Consider the following 17,077-nt stretch of genomic DNA (forward strand, 5'->3'; position numbering starts at 1 on the left):
GGCCGTCGCCGTCGAAGATCGTCACCATCCGGCCCTCGGCGCCGTCCGCCGCGACCGCGGCGCTGTAGGCATGGAGCACCTCAGGGTCCCAGGCGAAGCCCTCGACGGGTTTCGCTCTCGACCCCAGCCCGAGGTGCACGGGGGTGTTCCGCAGGTCGATGGCGTTGGGTTCGTGATTGACGAGTCTCATGCCGACGATCGTCACAGGACGGCAATCGGGTGGTCTTGAAGGAAAGGGAACGGAAGCCGACGCGATGGGCGGCCGGTCGGCGACTACCCGGTCCCGAGCAGGACTTCGCCTCGGCGCCATGCTGTCGGCGATCGGCCCGTGAACTCGCTCCAGTCCCGGGCGAGATGGGCCTGGTCGGCGTAGCCGGAGACGGTGGCCACATCGGCCCACGGAAGCGGGTCGTGCGCGGTGGCCAGTTCGTGCGCGTGCTCGAAGCGCAGAACCCGGGCGAAGGTCTTCGGCGACAGGCCCACCTCACCGCGAAACCGCTCGGTGAGATACCGGCGGCTCCAGCCCAGTTCTGCGGCGACCGCCCCAACCTGGACGCGGCCCCGCGCGGCCAAGAGGCGGCGCCAGGCCTCGGCCACCTCGGGGCGCACCTGGGACATGCGGTCGCCGCCGGCGCTGCGGGCGACGGCTCGCAGGAGCAACTCGTCCAGCGCGGCGAACCGCGCGGCCCATGTCGTCGCCGCGAGGAGCCGGTCGACCAGCTCGACGCCGAGCGCTCCGAGGAGCTCGTCGAGTGGGACCAGTCGGTGGGCGAGATCAGCGGCGGGAATGCCGTAGACGGCCCGGGCCCCGAGCGGTGTCAGCGACACCTGCACGCCTTCCTGGCGTCCGTCGTGGTGGATCGCGACGGACCGGCGCATCAGACCGCCGGCCACGCTGTCGAATCGGGTGACCGGTGACCCGTCGTCGACGCCCGCCGCCACCTCTAAAGGGCCGGACAGACTGATCACCGCAGTGAGCACACGGCCCGGCGGACCGCAGTGCACCCCCGCCGGGAACCCACGAAGATCGAAACCGACATACGAGCCGACGTACCGCCGCAAGGCGGGCGCCGGCCGTGCATCGATCCTGGTGGCCGTATGGTCTTCCACCCTCGCAGTGTACGAACCGGCGGTCTACTGGTGGACTCTCGTATTCATCTGTCGCGGGTTCCTCGGGGTGCCCAGCCTGTTGGTGACCTTCCATGATCCCCGGCGGCGTATCGGCTCCAGGTTCCGCCGGTCTCGTTGAGGAGGCGGGTGGTGGTTTTACCCGGGACAGGGCCAAGCACCCGGTGGTAGCCCGGAACGCGGCTCACGCCTTCAAGATCATCCCACTGCTCCTTTTGGGCTCACCTTGGCTGGACCCCTATCTGGTGTGGGGCAGAGCCCTCACGTCTTCCCTGACCTGGCCTGTTCTCCCCTTCCTTGATCACCTCGGGTACTGATGTGCTGACGCATTGTCAGTGCTTCCTGTCAACATGGGCGGTTGTGCGGGGGAGTGGTTACGAGGGGGAGGCTTGTATGCCTTGGGTACGGCCGTACGTGCGCTCTGACGGGACACCGGTTCGCGGTCATTCGCGGTGGGCTCCGGGCGCCAAACGGGAAACGATGATCTTCGGTGTGGTGGCCTTGGCCGTGGTCGGGCTGGGCAACAGCAACGTCTCGGCAGGGGGTGGGGAGACTCCGCGGCCGCAGACCACGGTCCAGTACCCGATCCGGTTCGACCACGCCCCCGCTGCGCGGGCGCCACAGCCTCGTCCCACGGTGTCGTACCCGATCCGGTGGGAGCGGTGACCCGGCGGCGACGACCGCCGGCACGGCGGCGTACGAGGCGGCCGAGCCGGAGGCAGCAGCAGCGGAACGCGCAGCTGCTCGTCCTCGCCGTCGTGGCGGCGGCCGGTATCGGACTGGTGGTGATGGTGGTCAACTGGCTACTGACGCACTGGTGGGTCCTCGTATTGGCCCTGGTGCTCGCCGTGCTCGCGGGCGCCGGCTGGTTCTACAACCGGCGGCAACGAGACCAGTGGGAGGCGGTGCGGGCGCAAGGCCTGCGCTACGGTCTGCCGCAGCTGGACGCGCTGCACCACACGCGGTTCGAGGACGCGATACGGGACCTGATGCGGCGGGACGGCTGCCGGGATGCTCAGCGGGTCGGCGGACGCGGCGACCTGGGCGCGGACGTGAAGGCCACGGACCCGTTCGGGCGGCGCTGGGTGATCCAGTGCAAGCACCGCCGCAACGGTGTTCAGGGCTCGGCGGTGGGCACGCCGGAACTGCAGGTGCTCAACGGGACGGCCCGGCAGGTGCACGGCGCGGACGTCGCGGTGATCGTCACGAACGGCCGGGTGACCGGACCTGCGGTGACGTTCGCCAAGCAGCAGCGGCTGCACGTCGTCGACCGTCAGACGCTGGCCGTGTGGGCGTCCGGCTCGCGTCCACTGTGGGAGCTGCTGCGGGCGGTGCCGCCTCCGCGGCGCCCGACGTCTTTGAGCTGAGGGCGCGGCTTGTTCCGCCTGTGGTGAGCTGGTGGCCTGTGGAAGTCCTGGCTGGTACAGCCTGGCACGCGGTCGTCACCGTGACCCGGCTTCGCCGGCGCCAGGTCAGACCGGCGTGCCACGGTGAGACGGTAGCGCGGACACGCCCCCTCTGGTCTCCAACCTTTTCGAGGGCCCAACGCATTGTTCGGGCCTCGGGAATGGCAAGCACTGTTGATTGTGTAGTCGGTGTTCGGCTGCCCGCTGTCGCGGAGGGGGAGCGGGTGTCACGGGTTGTGGTCGCGTCCGTCCCGTGGGGCGAAGGCTGCTAGGGCGTCGGCGTCAGTCGCGCGAGCGTGCACGAAGTAGTCGGCCCACTCGGTGATTTCGGGGTAGGACGATTCTTGGCTGAGCTGGGTGACGGCGGCCTCGATGTCGAAGGTGGTGGTACGGAGTTCGATGCCCGGCCCCAGGAGAGCCCAATGGGCTCCGGTTCGTCCGTAGGGCATGCCGATGCTGCCGGGATTGATCACGAGTCGACCGTGGGCGAGGCGGACGAACGGCATGTGGGTGTGGCCGCAGACCACGGTGCGGATGTCGGTATCGAGTCCGTCGAAGACTTCCTTCCAGCGGTCGAGACGGGAGTCGACCAGAACGATCTCCTCGTCGTCGCGGGGGGTGGCATGGCAGAACAGCACCTTTCCCAAGCCGTTCACGGAAAGGGAGAGGGACCGGGGCAACGAGCCGAGAAGGTCGAGATGGTCCTCGCGAAGCTGTGCGGCTGCCCAGGGAGCGATCGGATCGGGGATCGTGTCGCGCTGCCCCCGGCGGTATTCGAGGAGTTCTCGGTCGGCGTTGCCGCTGATCCAGATGACGCGGTCGCCGAGGCTGGTCAGCAGGTCGAGAACCTGAGTCGGTTGTGGACCGGCGGTGATGTCGCCGGTGAGCACGATGTGGTCGGCGGTGCTGACGTCTGGTTCGGCGAGCACTGCCTCCAGAGCCGGCAGGACTCCGTGGATGTCGGACAGGACGGCTACTCGGTTCGGCATGGTCACACTGTGGGGAGAAGACAGCAGAGTGGTGAGGTCTTTCGCCCGGCGCGTAGTTCAAGGGTGGCCGTTCAGCGTGTGTGGTCGCCGGATACGTGGTTCTTCCAGGGGTTCCGGCCTGGCCCACGGTGGTCGCGTCGAAGCTGCGCATCGGAGGGGCACCAGGGGTTGTGCCGCTGAGGGCCTGCCTGCATGTTCGCTTCGCGTGCTCACGTCCCGCGTCCCGTCACGCTGCTGCGAGTCGCGACGGAAGGACCTCTGCTGGGACCCGGGGATGGATGGGCCTCTGCTGGGATCCTGGGTCAGAGGGCAAGCCCGCGAACGCGGAATTGCATGACGCGGTAGGGCCATCCCGCCTGGGTGTTCCATTGGCTGACTGACAGGTGGAGGCCGTTGAGCGTTGACCCGGGAATGACGTAGCCGCCGTACAACTGCGCCACGTGGGTGTCGTCTTCGTTGCCCCAGGACGTGCCCCACAGCAGGGTACGGCGGCGAGCGGTGCGCAGGTTCGCCGTGGGGCGGTCCGTGACCAGGCCCTCGATCCGGTAGTCGCCCTGGTTGAACCAGGTCAGGATCCACCGGCCGTCGAGCAGCCGCAGGCACGACTCGCCCAGCTCGTCACGGACCCGCATCGCCAACGGGTACGGGCCCCGCGCCGCCACCGCCCGCGCCACCTGCGCGGTCAGCTCAGGCACCTTCGGCGACCTCCTCGGCCGCGTCGACATTCCACACCCACCCGCGACCGGGATCGCCAGGACGGCCGCTGCTGTCCTGACCAACGAGCTGCCGGCCCCGCCGGGCACGGAAAGGCCAGCAAGATCGTCACCAGCCGCAAACGGCGAGGTTCTTTCCGTTGGGGGAACCGACGGCCTGCTGCGATACAGGGCTACGCAGGTTCTTTGGTCTGGCGGGGGACTTCGTTTGTGTGCCGTTACCACGGCTGAGCTGGAGAACCGTCAGCCTCCAGCCCGAATCGCCTCGACCGTTTCACGCTTTCGGCGTTCCGGCCCGCTTGCGCGGCCGCGCCAGCCGTATCAGGGCCTCCCTGCCTCCGATGTCGGCGGCCCGCTGGGCAAGTCGTTCCGCGCCGTCGAGATCCCCGGCCTCCTCGCGCCGCCACGCCAGCCGCACCAGGGCATTGATGTTTCCGGCATCGGCAGCCTGCTGGGCAAGTCGTTCCGCGCCGTCGAGATCCCCGGCCTCCTCGCGCCGCCACGCCAGCCGCACCAGGGCGTTGATGTTTCCGGCATCGGCAGCCTGCTGGGCAAGTCGTTCCGCGCCGTCGAGATCCCCGGCCTCCCCGCGCCGCCAGGCCAGCTCCACCAGAGGGCCCGTGTCCCCGGCATCCGCGGCCCGCTGGGCGAGTCGTTCCGCGCCGTCGAGATCCCCAGCCCGCTGGCGCAGCTGCGCCAGCTCCGTCAGGGCGCCCGTGTCTCCGGTGTCGATGGCCCGCTGGTACAGCTGTTCCGCGCCGTCGAAATCCCCAGCCCGCCCACGTCGCCAGGCCAGCTCCACCAGGGCGCCTGTGCCTCCGGCGTCGGCGGCCCGCTGGTACAAGTCTGCCGCGATGCGGTAATGGCCCCGCTGATCGGCTGCTTCTGCCAGGGCCTCCAGGTCTGCTGTGCCGGCTGCGTGGTCCCGGGCCGCGGTCCAGAAGGAGTCCGGCGGGAAGGCGTAGCGGCGGATAGTGCGGGAGTGGTAGTCGAGGTAGTCACTCAGACGGTAGATGTCTGGGAGGGCACCCATGCCCTCCGGGTCGGCGACGGGCTCCAGGGCTGCGACCACGCCCTTGACATTTTCCCGCGCATAGCCGAGAGCATGCGCGAACCAGGTGTCGGGGTTCGCCGCGGCACGCTGTCGTTCGGTCAGGTAGCCGGGGGCGGCAGCCTTGAGAAGTGCGGCCGGCAGGGGTGAGGTGTGACCGAGGCGACGGGCGTCCATGGCAGTGGTGATGATGGCATGGCCGTAGGGGCTGTGGCTGGTGGCTTGTTGGTAGTGGTCGACCAGTTGCGGGCCTGCCGCGAGGGTCTGGGTGGTCCTCCCGCCGGTGCTCGTGCTCACGGCCGTGGCCAGCGATCGGTCGCTGTGGACGAGCGAGTTACCCAGGGCCGTGGTGGTGAAGGACGTCGGGACATCAACCGGTTTGACCTGGTTGAGCAGGGCGCGAGCGTTTGGGTGCGCGTCCTTTCCAGGCTCCGGCGTAGCGGTCAGGGTGCGGTGGTACTCGGGCCACAGCGTGCCCAGGATCACGACCGGCGGTCCGGGTTGCTCCAGCCGGCTGTGCAATGCGGCGGCGGCCTCCTCCGCGTCGGTCCCGGTGAGGAAATTCTGGGCTTCGTTGAGCCACAGGACGGTGCGCGGGGCAAGGGCGTCGGCATCGAGCAGGCCGAGGAGCCTCCCGGTGTTCTTCGGGAAGACCAGCTGCCAGTCCTTCAGACAGGCGCGGATGGCTTCGAAGGCGGTGCGGGTCTTGCCCGTGCAGGACTCTCCGCGCACAAGCACCAGCGTCGCCTGATCGGCGGAGACCGCCTTGACCAGCTGGTCGCGCAGCTGCCGGTCGTGGTCGCGTTCGATGTAGTCCGGGAGTACAAAGGCGCCGTTGTCCTCGGGAGGGGTGGTGCCATGAATGGCGGGGTGAACGCCGAGCTGCTGCGCCGTCCACGACGCGACAGGCCGAGCGCGATCGCTCCGGGCAACGTTCCGCTTCTCGGAAATATGCTGGTGGAGATGCCCGATGCTGTAGGCGGCGACCCCGCCACGTGTGGCCGAGACGGAGGCGGAGGGAGCGGGGCTTGGGGCTGAGGTGGCGCCGGGTCCGCTCAGCCCTGGGGCGGTCCCGGCTGCGGAGGGTTTCCCAGGGTCACGTTGCCCATGCTCCAGGCGGCTACGGACCCGCGGTCGGCACGGATGTCCACGTTCCCGCCGACGGCCTGCCCGTCCTGGCCGGCTGACACCCCGCCTTGGGGAATGCGCTGGCCGAGCAGGGCGCTCAGTTGCTCGAGGGCCTGGGCTCGTTCGGTGTCGTCGAGGCTTTCCAGCAGGGTTTCGATACGGGCCTGCCACGCCGCCCCCTGGCGGATGCGTACCCGCTCCAGCTCGGCCGGCCCGGCTATGTTCAGTTCGCCTGCGGTCTGATCGAGGCGCTCCAGTTCGGCGTTCTCGCGCTGCGGGTTCCCCCGGCCGAGCCAACGGGCCAGCCGCTGGCGTAGCCCTGCCCATGCGTCAGTGCTTGCGGCCTGCACCACCGCAGTACCCCCCGCCGCGGCCAGCGCGGTCATCGCCTCCGACAGCATCCTCGTCCTTTCTCCTGAGAGATCAGATCCGCCCTGGCACGCGCCGTACCAGGCGCCTTTCTCCACATCACTCCACCAGACACGTGCCGTCGTTGTCCCTGGTTTCGTCAAGAGATCGCCCTCGGTTGAAGTGCGGGTCCTGGGCACGGTGACCGCAGTGCAGTTCAGCCGGGCGCCCATGCCGAGGTTCACCTTCCTGCACGGGCGTACGTAAGACCAGAACAGCGGAGTCGGGCCGCGCCGATGAACCGGGGTAAGCAGCTCGGCCCATTCCGGTTCGCCGAGCGTGTCCTGGAGCATCAGGACCGGGCACCTTGTCCGCCTCGGCTCTGCCAGCGGCAGAACGGCGGCCGGATCGGGCTCGACGATCCCTACAGTCCATTCTCATGACGACGATTACGACGCGTACGGTCGAGTATCCGGCCGACGGTTTGACAATGATCGGGCATCTCGCGCTCCCGGCCGGTGTCGACCGCCGGCCCGCAGTGCTGCTCGGACCAGAGGGCATGGGGCTCAGCGACGTCGAGCGCCGCCGGGCCGATGCTCTCGCCGAACTGGGATATGTGGCGCTGGCCTTCGACCTTCACGGCGGGCGCTATTTGGGCGACCCGGAGGAGATGCTGGCCCGTTGTCTGCCGCTGCTCGCTGATCCCGACCGGATGCGAAACATCGGCCATGCGGCGCTCGACGTGCTGCGTATCGAACCGCGGACCGACCCCGACCGGATCGCCGCCATCGGCTACGGCACCGGGGGCGCCGTCGGGCTGGAACTCGGGCGCGACGGCGTCAACCTGCGCGCGATCGGCGCAGTCAACGCAACTACCACGGGCCGACCGGGCGAGGCGGCGCGCATCCGCTGCCCGGTGTGGGCCGGGGTCGGATCGGAAGACCCGATCATGCCGCCCGCACAACGCAACGCGTTCACCGCCGAAATGCAGGCCGCGGGCGTCGACTGGCGCCTCACGGTCTACGGCGGCGCCTTGCACGCCTTCCACCATCCGCCGGTCGATCACCCCACGGTCCCCGGCGTCGGCTACCACCCGCAGCACGCGCAGCGAGCCTGGCGCGACGTCGTCGACCTGCTCGCCGAGTGCCTGCCCGTGACGGAGGAGCTGGGGGCATGACGGGGGTGGTTGATACTGGGGGCCCTCGTATTCAGCTGTCGCTGGTTCCCCGGTGTGCCCAGCCTGCTGATGACCTTTCGTGATCTCCGGCGGCGTATCGGCTCCAGGTTCCTCCGGTCTCGTTGCGGAGGCGGCCGTGGTCGTGTCGTGGTAGCGGAGAGCGTCCGCGACGACGGATGCGGGCAGTTCGAGTAGTTGCTGGCGGAGGGCGGTGATCGGGATTCCGGCCTGGTTCAGGAGCGCGGACAGGTGGTTGGGGCCGAGGGACTGGCCGGGGCGGCGTCCTGCGAAGAGCCGGCGGGACACCGGGTTGGTGGCGGTGTTCATGTTGCCGCGGTCCGTAATGTGTTCCAGCAACAGGGCGGCGACCGGCGGGGGAACGGGTGAGGGCGGCTCGCCGAGTCGTCGCAGCACGGTGACGCCGTCGCGGATGACGTCGTCGAGGATGAGCCGGACGACGCGGCTCAGCGGTTGTCCGTAGAGGAGAACGGTGACTCCGACGACACGGAGCCGCATCGGTATCTCGTGTCGGTCAGAAGTCTGCCCAGGGCGGCGAGGCGTTCGTCTACCTCGCGTAATCGACTGACGCCTATTCCTTGGTCATTGAGGCGCTGGTGTCACCGTGTGTGGTCGCCGGGGGCATAGTGGCGCCAGGCTCCTCCTGCCTCGGCGGCGAGCTGGGCGGTGGTGTCGTCGTGGTAGCCGAGCATACGGGCGATCACGGGTGCAGGGGCCTGGAGAACAAGGTGGCGGATGGCCGCCGTCCGCCCTCGCTGAGTGGGGAAGCCCAGGTGGCGAAGCCTGAGTTCGAGCGTGGGCTGTTCAGCCCTGCGGCCGGAAAAGAGCCACCGGGCGTTGGGATTGGTGGCGGTTCTGGTGTTCGGTCGCTGGTCGAGACAGGTCAGCAGCAGTCCGGCAAGCGGTTCAGGGACGGGCGAGGGAGGTTCGCCGAGCCGGACCAGAACCTCGCCGTCCTCGTGAAGAGCATCGTCGGTGGTGAGCCGAGCGATCCGGGTGAGCGGTTGCGCGTAAAGGAGGACGAGCGCAGCGACCACACGGTTCTGGAGCGGAATGCCGCATTGGTCGACGGCCTGCCGCAACAGGGTGAGTCGCTGGTGTTGAGCGAGCGGGGCGGGATTGCTCGTGGAGCGATGCGGGACAGCGACCTTGCGCATGGGTTTGGACCGCATCGCCCATCGCAGAACGGCGTGGGTCAGGCGCCGGGCGGTGTAGCCACCCGCGTACCAAGTATCGACATCGGCCCTGCGTGCACTTGGCGAGGTGATCGAGAAAGGCGGTCGCGAGGCGAATTTCGTTGCGGGCCTGATGAACCTGCTTACTGCTGAGCGGGCCGCGGTCGGCCAGGGAGTTCAGACGGCGCTGAACGTGCCAGGTCGCGAAGAGCTCCAGAAGCCGCCGGTGCCCGGCGTCGCCGACGGCAGGCAGTTTCTCGGCGAGCCACCGCTGGAACAGCAGCAGCTGCCGGTCAGCCGGGGGCAGGACGCCGCTCTGCATGAGCAGGTCGCGCAGGTTGCGCTGAGTGTGGGGCTTATTAGTCCAGGTCAGGACGCCCCATGGGCGGCGGATCTGCCGTAGAGCGTCGAACAGTGGGAGGTTGCGCGTGGACGGAGCCGGTGCCGTCGTCGAGGAGTTCGCAGAGCCGCTCGGTCAGGACGCATCGGCCGCAGACCCCGCGCCGGAATCGTCTGGCCTCCTGGCCTCCTGGCCGCATTGCTCGCAGAAGAAGTCACCGATCCCGCCGGCTCAGTCGGAGCAGAGCTTCCCGCCGTCCGGAGCGAGGCCGGGAGTGAGCCGCTCGACTCCGCATCCGGTGCAGGTCCCGTAGGTCTCCAGAGCCCTGGTCATACAGCTCTGGCAGATGTAGCCCTCGGGCCAGTTTCGCCCCCAGCCGCAGTGCACGGCCGCAGCGGGTGCGGAACAGGTCCTCGGCGCGGACGCGGGTGCGGCTCATCCTTCCGGCCGGATGCGGGCGTACTTGGGACGGACGGCCGACAGGTCGACGACCGCATTGCCGGTGGCGACCCTGCGGACGGTGGCGTTTTCTGCCCTGGTGGCGATCAGGTCGGCCGGGGTGCAGTCGAAGATGTCGCAGAGCGCGGCCAAGACCGGCAGCGACAGCCGCTCGGGGGTGGCAGGGACGAGCCGGTGGACCTGGGACAGGGAGAGGTTGATGCCGCTCTCGGCGAGGGGCGGGGCGAGCTCGCTGGTGGTGAACATTCCGGCCGTGGCCATCTTCTCGCGCAGTCGCCTCTGGTAGCTGACCTGACGTTTCATCGGGCACTCCTCGCGGGCTTGAGCGGGACCGCGATGGTGGCGTCCAGCGCCCGCCGCAGAGTGCGGGTGCGGAAGTCGGAGGGCACGCAGGTGTAGATGGAGGTGGTGGACGCGTGGTCGTGGCCGGCCTGTTGCTGGATTATCTCGAGTTCGCTCGCTCGACAGGCCGATGACCTGTGTGTGTTTTCGTCGCGGCGTATGTCCGTGACGTTGCGGATGGGCACGGCTGGTCCTTTCAGCACGGGTCGATCGTTACCGACCCTGGGATTGCTGTTGGGGCTCCGTGAAAAACGCCAGTCCGGCTCTTCACCCACTTGCCTGCGGGATCAACCAGGTAGCGGAGTTCGGACAAGGATCGAGCCCTCTCGCTGACGCGCTACCGGGGTGGAACGGTGTCGTAGTCGTGCCGGGCCTGCTCGACCTTGTCCAGGTTGCCGGCAGCCCATTCGGCGAGGTGCGCGAAGAGTGGGGCCAGGCTGCGGCCCAGCTCGCTGATCTCGTACTCGACCCGCGGGGGGACCTCCGGGTGGTACGTACGCACGACCATGCCGTCGCGTTCCAGCTGACGCAGCCGCTGGGTCAGTACCTTGGGTGTGATCGTGCCGATCCGTCGTTCCAGCTCGACGAACCGTTGCCGACCATGCATGTGGAGAGTCCACAGGATCGGCGTGGTCCACCGGCTGAACACGATGTCCACGACCGCACTGGTCGGACAGGCGAGTTCCGGGTCGGTTGCAGCGGCTGCCACCCAGTCAGCGTCGCCGGCCATACACACCCCCTCGGGATAGTCACTTTCCTGTAGGTACCTACTATATCGACGGTGTTAGCGTCCCCGTGTCGCCCAGAGAGCAGCTTTCCGCGGCGGCCCCGCCCGCTCGGGCGGCGACAACCATGCCGAATTGACACGGGAGTTGTTCATGTTCGTAGTGACGGGTGCGACCGGCAACGTCGGCCGATCGCTCGTGCAGGCCCTCGCGGCAGCCGGTGCTCAGGTGACCGCGACATCCCGGGGGATCTCGGACGCGGACGTGCCGGAGAGCGTCCAGTACATGCAGGCGGACCTGATCGATCCCGAGAGCCTTCGGCCCGTTTTCGACGGAACCGACGCGCTGTTCCTGCAAAGCGGCGGCCCCAGCGCCCACCTGCTGAGCCCACCGGACATCCTCGACGTTGCCAAGGCCGGCGGCGTCGGGCGGGTCGTCCTGCTGTCCTCTCAAGGAGTCGCGACCCGACCGCATTCGGCCTCTCACGGGGACCTGGGACGATCCATCGAGGACGCCGTCCAGCAATCAGGCATGGACTGGACGATCCTGCGGCCCGGAGGCTTCAACTCCAACGCATACGCCTGGGCCGAGTCGGTCCGCGTCCGAAGGACCGCCGCCGCGCCGTTCGCCGACATCGGCCTGCCGACCATCGACCCGGACGACATCGCCGAGGTCGCCGCCACAGCCCTGCGGGACGACGGCCACGCTGGACAGATATACGAGCTGACCGGCCCAGCCCTCAGCACGCCCCGCCAGCGGGCCGAGGCGATTGCCGACGTACTCGGCGAACCCGTCCGGTTCATCGAGCAGACCCGCGACGAGGCCCACGCGCAGATGCTGCGGTTCATGCCCGAGCCCGTGGTCGAGACCACGCTGACCATCCTGGGTGAGCCCACCCTCGCCGAGCAGTGCATCAGCCCCGACGTCGAGCGGCTCCTCGGCCGCGCGCCCCGCACGTTCGCCGACTGGGCCCAGCGCCACATCGCCGCCTTCCGATAGGCCCTGCGTCTCCGGCCAAGGCATCGAGAGGACTTTGACGTTCTGTCCAAGCGGGGATCTCGTGACAATTTACTGCGAGTCGCGGACCAGTCGGAAGTAGCGCATTCAGACGCTGGCTAGAGGATGAGGTGTAACCTCGCTGCCCTACCTCGTACCCCTCGTACCAGATAACAGCAGCAAAGCCGAAGCCCCGTCAGGAGCGTCCTGTTTAGACCGTGTCCTACATGGTCAACTGGCGGTTGTGCTGGGCATGGGGAGTGGACGGTGGGGATGGATCGTTCCGGACGGATTGTGGGAGTTGGCAAGGCCGTTACTGCCGCCGGCGCGGGTTCGTCCGGAGGGCGGCGGGTCGCGAACATCGATGATGGGCGGTGTTTGCCGCGATCATCTACGTGCTGGTCAGCCGCTGCACTTGGCGGTCCTTTCCACAGTGCTTCGTGGCGTCGAAGTCGACCGTGCATCGCCGCTTCGCTATTGATCAGAAACTTATGGGGTTCTCGTCGAGGACGTAGCGGACGTGTGGGCCGCCGAAGTAGCCGCGGAAGATGTAGGGCTGGCGCTGTCGTACGCGGAAGAAGCGGCGGGTTTCGGCGGCGAGGTCGGCCTGGTCGCGGGCTCGGTGCTGCTTGGGCAAGCTGTGCTTGAGGTCCGCGTTGACCAGCTCGTCGGGGTTCAGCTCTATCACCGCCGCGAGCCAGCAAAGGGCTCGGCGCGGGCCCTCCTCCACTCCACGATCCGACCACCAGCCCAGGCAGCCCGGTTCTGCCGAGCCCTCTTCGCTGCCCGGCCTGGGCTGGCGCCCGAACGCTCTCCCCGCTGACACTCGGCGTAGACGGCGCAGGCTGACAGGCCCAGAAGGGCACTCCGGCTCTCCGGCCCCCGTGCGCAGTGGACGCCCGGCTCGGGACACGGCAGGCAAAAGCCGCAGGCTCGTAATCGTCGTCGGCGTGCTCCTGGTGGTGCTCGGCTCAGTGCCGCGTCGGCATCGCGCGTTGCTCGTGACCGGAGTCTCCTGCGCCTGACCTCGGCTGTCACGTACGACAAGCCCCCACCGCGGCCGGACAACCCGGTCTGGGTGCTACAGCTCAGACTGGCTGAGTAGCAGAGCGCTGCCCCGGATCCCGCCCGGGCGGCTTTGATCGACAGCATGAAGTCGAAGATCGTGGTCCCCGTCCTCGGTGTTGCCCTAGTGGCTCTCCTCGGGCTGACGGCCAAGGCGTGCGAGACGATACAAGGCGGACCCGTTCACACCCCCGAGGAGCTCCGTGACCATGTCCGGGCCACCACCCAGGCCGGTGAGGATGCCTACCGCGCGCTGTCCCCCGCACCGGCCAAGGAGCCGTACGCCTCCCGGCAGGACAGTACCTCGTGCGTGGACGACCTCGGGTTCGACGACACCGGCGTCAGCCGGGCCGAACCCATCTTCACCTGGGACCTGGACTTCGCCAGCGACGACGACTACCGCGCGGCGCTGGCATCCCTCAGGGGCACCTGGCGCGAGGACGGCCGCACCGTCGAGAAGGTCGACAACGGCATCACCGCCACCCTCGACGACGGCATCCGGGTCACCCTCCACCTCGACTACTACAACGGCGAGCCCGAACTGCGCGCCGAGGGCACGTGTATGCGCTACCGGCACAACTACGGCGACGCATACGACTACATGTACGACGACAACGGAGACGGGACGATCGACGAATACGAGCGGCCGAACTGAGCGCGCGGGAGCAGCCGCGAGAACTCCGCGTGACACGACAGCTGTGAGTGCAGAAGCCGCTTGGCTGCCCTGGTCGGTCTGGCGGTGGTCGGAGCGATGGTAGCGCTCGCCGACGGACGCCTACGTTGGTACCCGACCGGTCTGCTGCAGTAGTTCATCGGCGCCACCGGCATCCGGGGCGGTTGCGCGTTCCCTGGAAACGCTGTTCGCGGAAGCGGCGCTGGCCGCGCCGCTCACGCTGTGCCCGTCGACGACCGACCCGAACACCGCCCGTGAGTGGCTCACGTGGACGTCGGCCGGCCTCGAAGGACTGTGCTTCAAGAGGCTGGCAGAGCCATACCGCCCCGGCGCCAGGACATGGACGAAGTACAAGGTCCGCAGCACGACCGACGCCATCGTCGGAGCGGTCACCGGCCCACCCGCAGCGCCCCGCACGCTCCTGCTCGGCCGCTACGGCGGCACACGGAGGCTGCGCTACACCGGCCGCACCGTCCCGCTTGCTCGCGCTGCGACGGCCGTACTCGCGGAGGCGTTGACGCCAGCCGCAGGGGAGCATCCGTGGAGGGGGCGCACGTTCGCCGCCGGCTGGGGCAGCGGCGACGTCCTGGACGTCACACTCGTCGACCCGCAGCTGGTGGTGGAGGTCGACGTGGACGTCGCCCGCGACGCCGCCGGGCCGATGGCGCCACCCCGTACGACTTCACCGCACCCGCCCCGGCCTGTCCCCGAACGCCGTGCCGCCGTTCGGCGGCTGATGCGGTGCAGGAGCTGCCGCCAACTTGAAGTCGCAGGTCAAAGGGCTGGTGTGAATGACTCTCGGGGTACTCGTGCTGGTCGTGGGCGGGAGTCTGCGGAGAAGATCGTTCGTCAGCGGTCGGCTCGATGGTGTTCGAGGTGCGCCTCGGCATCCTGGCCAGGCACGCGGGAACGTGCCCAGGTGGCGAGCTCGGGCGGTGTAGTGCCAACCCTCTGCGGGAGGGCGGTTCGCGCCTGGGATCATGGGCGCATGTCCGTAGAGTTGAACCTGACGTCAAGCTTGTGGCCGCTCGTGCCCTCCGAGGCCACCGATTGGCTGCTGGAGCTGTGCGGCGATGGCATCACCGGGTTCATGCCTCCGGCGATGCCTGACGCCGTGTGGGTGCTCAACGCCAAGTACGAGCACAAGCAGAGGCTGGCCGATGTGTCGTACCACGAGTCCCACCAGGCGCGGCTGGCGAACGGGAATGTCCAGCCGCACGTCGTTGGAGGCATCGACCTCGACGCCGTGAGCATCGCCACGGGAGGAAGGCTGGGCCGTGCCCAGCATCCGGGCCCCGGCTGGCGGCGGCTGCGCTGGGCCGAGCTGGCCCGGCGAACCGGCGACCCGGTCGTGCCCGATGGGCTGGTGCCCTCCTACCGTTGCTTTCCCACGGCCAAGAAGGAGGGCAGCTGGCCGCTGGGCATGGTCCCGCCGACCGAGGGGAGCCTGGACCGTGAGACCTGGAGCCGGCTGATCGCCATCCTCACCCAGTTCAGTCCTGCGGGCCCGGACACCCGTTGCCTGGCCTACTGCAATCCGCTGATGCTGGAGGCCGTCGACTTCGACAACCTCCACGTGCGTGCGGGCCGGATCGGCGACGCCGAGATCCTGTACGACCAGTCTGAGGCCGACTTCAGCCCGTCCAACCTCTGGGCCGATGACCGCTCGTGGGTTCTGTGCACCGACTACGATCTGTGGGCCACCAAGGTCGCCGGGCCCCCAGCCCTCATCAACACATTGCTGAATGACAGTGAATCGAGGCGGTTCGTCTGCCTTGGGCGCACTGACGACGAGCTGCTTGAAATCGTCTCCAGCGCGGAGCGCGGGCGCATTCCTGTTCCTGACCGCTGAGGCCAGACGGCCCTCTACGATCCGGTGCATGCTGGATCCCGAGCTACTGGAACGAATCACCGCGCGGCGCGCGGAACTGGAGGAACTCGAAGAACAGCTGGCCAGCCGGCTGGTGGAAGTGCGGGGCGAGCGGGACGAACTCGCCGTCGCCGAACGCGTCCTTGAGCGGATGACTGGACAGCTCGCTGAGGAGCGCTCCTCAGACCGGCCGATGCTGGGGCAGGTGGGCGGACGGCCAGTGATGCTGATCCCGCACCGCGAGCCGGGCGTGGAGGAGGATGCCCTGCCGTGGGGCTACCAGCGCATCATCGCCGCCGTGCGGCAGGCTGCCGGACCCGTCATGGCCCGTGAGGTCGGCGAGGTGGTGGGGTGGACGTCAGCGTGAAGGCCACGCTGGAACCGCTACGCAGCAAGCTGGTCAGAGTCGTACCGAGAGGTCGCCGGCCGCTTACCACACGTCGATGGACCAGACGTCGCCCCTCTGATGTCCGTCTGGATCTGGGTCGCCTGACCCGTACGGGTCAGGGGCAGCGACGACGTGGATGCGGGCGGCGGACGCGGATACGCAATAGCAGTCCATGTCACTCGACGTGTTGTGCTTGTCGAGTTCGATCGTGTGGCCCAGGGCCAGGATGGCGGCCTGCAGTTCCTTGAAGGGGACTCTGGGTGCGAATTCCCCGTACTCCCGCAAGAGCGGGGACGGCACGGTGTTCGGGGACTGGTCGTACAGCAGTCGTTGGATCTTCACGCCGAAGCCGAAGCACGACATCTGCCCTTGCCGCCCTGGCTGGTCCGGCGAGAAGTTGATTTCCACGAGCCCGTAGTCCCGCCGCAGTAGGCCACCGCCGGGATCATCGAGGCATGTCGCCCCCAGGGACGCCTCCCAGGCTTCCGGGTCGGCACCGAGGCCAACTCCCAGGACCTCACCGCAAACGGCGACGTGAGCGTAGAAGTCCAAAGCGGACACCCGCCAGCTCCCTCAACTATTCGGACAGGACACCACTTGCTGATCTCCGCACAGGACAGGCGGATCAGTGCCCAGTATTCGGTGATCATATAGAGCGGCCAGTCATGGCAGTCGCCGGGTGAGTTCGTCGCCGTCGTCGAAGTCGGAAGTCCAGGCGGGAGTGTCTTTCAGATCAGCCGTGGTCTTCCCATTCCTCCTGGCAGAACCGGGCTTCGCTCACCATGTCCCGTCAGCTAAGCCGGAAACCGCGCGTGGGATCGCCGCAGCCATCAGCTGGCACGCAGGTTCCGGCTTACCCACGTTCAGGATTCCGGGAACCCGCGCGCTTCCAGCCGCACGGACGGCAACGCCTCCCTGCTGCTCCGCTTCAACGGCGCCATCCTCGCCGGCCTCGCGTCCGTCGCCGACGCGCAGAGTGGCGCGCTCGGAATGGGCGACGACGACTTCGACCTCATCCATGGGCGACCAGTATCCCGGGGGCGATCGTCGACGTCGCCGGGTTTGCCGCGTGCGATTACGGGGTTG

The 17,077-nt window shown here is 68.4% G+C and carries 18 protein-coding genes and 2 pseudogenes; 8 read left to right on the forward strand and 12 right to left on the reverse strand.

Annotated elements, in window-relative coordinates:
* Both QC283_RS39050 and QC283_RS39055 read right to left on the reverse strand, forming a co-directional pair.
* A pseudogene (locus QC283_RS39050) lies at positions 1–190 on the reverse strand (cupin domain-containing protein); the annotation flags it as partial.
* An 83-nt stretch (positions 191–273) separates the two neighbouring features.
* The gene (locus tag QC283_RS39055) at positions 274–1,110 is read right to left on the reverse strand and encodes a helix-turn-helix domain-containing protein (protein ID WP_279566547.1); all 837 of its coding nucleotides are present in this window, start codon (positions 1,108–1,110) and stop codon (positions 274–276) included.
* A gap of 680 nt (positions 1,111–1,790) precedes the next feature.
* Between QC283_RS39055 and QC283_RS39060 the strand changes: the two genes are divergently transcribed.
* On the forward strand, positions 1,791–2,495 hold the full coding sequence (locus QC283_RS39060) for a restriction endonuclease (protein WP_279566548.1): 705 nt from the start codon (positions 1,791–1,793) through the stop codon (positions 2,493–2,495).
* Positions 2,496–2,761: 266 nt separating this feature from the next.
* On the opposite strand, the gene QC283_RS39065 is transcribed toward QC283_RS39060, so the two are convergent.
* From QC283_RS39065 to QC283_RS39520, 4 genes are all read right to left on the reverse strand, one after another.
* Positions 2,762–3,523 (reverse strand): metallophosphoesterase family protein, encoded by a 762-nt coding sequence (locus QC283_RS39065; protein ID WP_279566549.1) that lies wholly within the window; start codon positions 3,521–3,523, stop codon positions 2,762–2,764.
* Between the two features lie 302 nt (positions 3,524–3,825).
* Complete coding sequence (locus QC283_RS39070) at positions 3,826–4,218, reverse strand: DUF4185 domain-containing protein (protein ID WP_279566550.1); 393 nt, start codon at positions 4,216–4,218, stop codon at positions 3,826–3,828.
* 292 nt (positions 4,219–4,510) lie between these two features.
* Positions 4,511–6,019 (reverse strand): tetratricopeptide repeat protein, encoded by a 1,509-nt coding sequence (locus tag QC283_RS39075; protein ID WP_279566551.1) that lies wholly within the window; start codon positions 6,017–6,019, stop codon positions 4,511–4,513.
* Positions 6,020–6,342: 323 nt separating this feature from the next.
* On the reverse strand, positions 6,343–7,116 hold the full coding sequence (locus QC283_RS39520; RefSeq protein ID WP_336620692.1) for a hypothetical protein: 774 nt from the start codon (positions 7,114–7,116) through the stop codon (positions 6,343–6,345).
* Positions 7,117–7,202: 86 nt separating this feature from the next.
* Here QC283_RS39520 and QC283_RS39085 point away from each other — a divergent pair, with 86 nt between their 5' ends.
* Complete coding sequence (locus QC283_RS39085) at positions 7,203–7,940, forward strand: dienelactone hydrolase family protein (RefSeq protein ID WP_279566552.1); 738 nt, start codon at positions 7,203–7,205, stop codon at positions 7,938–7,940.
* Positions 7,941–8,557: 617 nt separating this feature from the next.
* On the opposite strand, the gene QC283_RS39090 is transcribed toward QC283_RS39085, so the two are convergent.
* On the reverse strand, positions 8,558–9,115 hold the full coding sequence (locus tag QC283_RS39090) for a hypothetical protein (RefSeq protein ID WP_279566553.1): 558 nt from the start codon (positions 9,113–9,115) through the stop codon (positions 8,558–8,560).
* A gap of 106 nt (positions 9,116–9,221) precedes the next feature.
* Between QC283_RS39090 and QC283_RS39095 the strand changes: the two genes are divergently transcribed.
* The gene (locus QC283_RS39095; protein WP_279566554.1) at positions 9,222–9,536 is read left to right on the forward strand and encodes a hypothetical protein; all 315 of its coding nucleotides are present in this window, start codon (positions 9,222–9,224) and stop codon (positions 9,534–9,536) included.
* A gap of 372 nt (positions 9,537–9,908) precedes the next feature.
* Here the strand turns inward: QC283_RS39095 and QC283_RS39100 are convergent, their stop codons facing one another.
* Together QC283_RS39100 and QC283_RS39105 are read right to left on the reverse strand one after the other, a co-directional pair.
* A complete protein-coding gene (locus QC283_RS39100) occupies positions 9,909–10,235 on the reverse strand; it encodes a helix-turn-helix domain-containing protein (RefSeq protein ID WP_279566555.1) in 327 nt (108 codons plus the stop codon).
* Between the two features lie 376 nt (positions 10,236–10,611).
* Complete coding sequence (locus QC283_RS39105; RefSeq protein ID WP_279566556.1) at positions 10,612–11,004, reverse strand: winged helix-turn-helix transcriptional regulator; 393 nt, start codon at positions 11,002–11,004, stop codon at positions 10,612–10,614.
* Between the two features lie 148 nt (positions 11,005–11,152).
* Here QC283_RS39105 and QC283_RS39110 point away from each other — a divergent pair, with 148 nt between their 5' ends.
* Complete coding sequence (locus QC283_RS39110) at positions 11,153–11,998, forward strand: NAD(P)H-binding protein (RefSeq protein WP_279566557.1); 846 nt, start codon at positions 11,153–11,155, stop codon at positions 11,996–11,998.
* 250 nt (positions 11,999–12,248) lie between these two features.
* Positions 12,249–12,474 (forward strand): annotated as a pseudogene (locus QC283_RS39115) (transposase); the annotation flags it as partial.
* Between the two features lie 2 nt (positions 12,475–12,476).
* Here QC283_RS39115 and QC283_RS39120 read toward each other — a convergent pair.
* Positions 12,477–12,683, reverse strand: a complete 207-nt coding sequence (locus tag QC283_RS39120) for a hypothetical protein (protein ID WP_279566558.1) — start codon at positions 12,681–12,683, stop codon at positions 12,477–12,479.
* A 462-nt stretch (positions 12,684–13,145) separates the two neighbouring features.
* Here QC283_RS39120 and QC283_RS39125 point away from each other — a divergent pair, with 462 nt between their 5' ends.
* The 3 genes from QC283_RS39125 to QC283_RS39135 all read left to right on the forward strand — a co-directional run bounded on the left by QC283_RS39125 (position 13,146) and on the right by QC283_RS39135 (position 15,970).
* Entirely contained in the window at positions 13,146–13,715 is a 570-nt protein-coding gene (locus tag QC283_RS39125) for a hypothetical protein (protein WP_279566559.1), read from the forward strand.
* Positions 13,716–14,721: 1,006 nt separating this feature from the next.
* Positions 14,722–15,585 (forward strand): hypothetical protein, encoded by an 864-nt coding sequence (locus tag QC283_RS39130; RefSeq protein WP_279566560.1) that lies wholly within the window; start codon positions 14,722–14,724, stop codon positions 15,583–15,585.
* 28 nt (positions 15,586–15,613) lie between these two features.
* Positions 15,614–15,970: a hypothetical protein gene (locus tag QC283_RS39135; protein WP_279566561.1), complete on the forward strand. Its 357-nt coding sequence runs from the start codon at positions 15,614–15,616 to the stop codon at positions 15,968–15,970.
* Between the two features lie 63 nt (positions 15,971–16,033).
* Here the strand turns inward: QC283_RS39135 and QC283_RS39140 are convergent, their stop codons facing one another.
* A complete protein-coding gene (locus tag QC283_RS39140) occupies positions 16,034–16,552 on the reverse strand; it encodes a hypothetical protein (RefSeq protein WP_279566562.1) in 519 nt (172 codons plus the stop codon).
* Positions 16,553–16,768: 216 nt separating this feature from the next.
* Entirely contained in the window at positions 16,769–17,011 is a 243-nt protein-coding gene (locus tag QC283_RS39145) for a hypothetical protein (protein WP_279566563.1), read from the reverse strand.
* Between the last annotated feature and the right edge of the window lie 66 nt (positions 17,012–17,077).

This window comes from Streptomyces sp. DH41 (genome assembly GCF_029813785.1).
Lineage (GTDB): Bacteria > Actinomycetota > Actinomycetes > Streptomycetales > Streptomycetaceae > Streptomyces.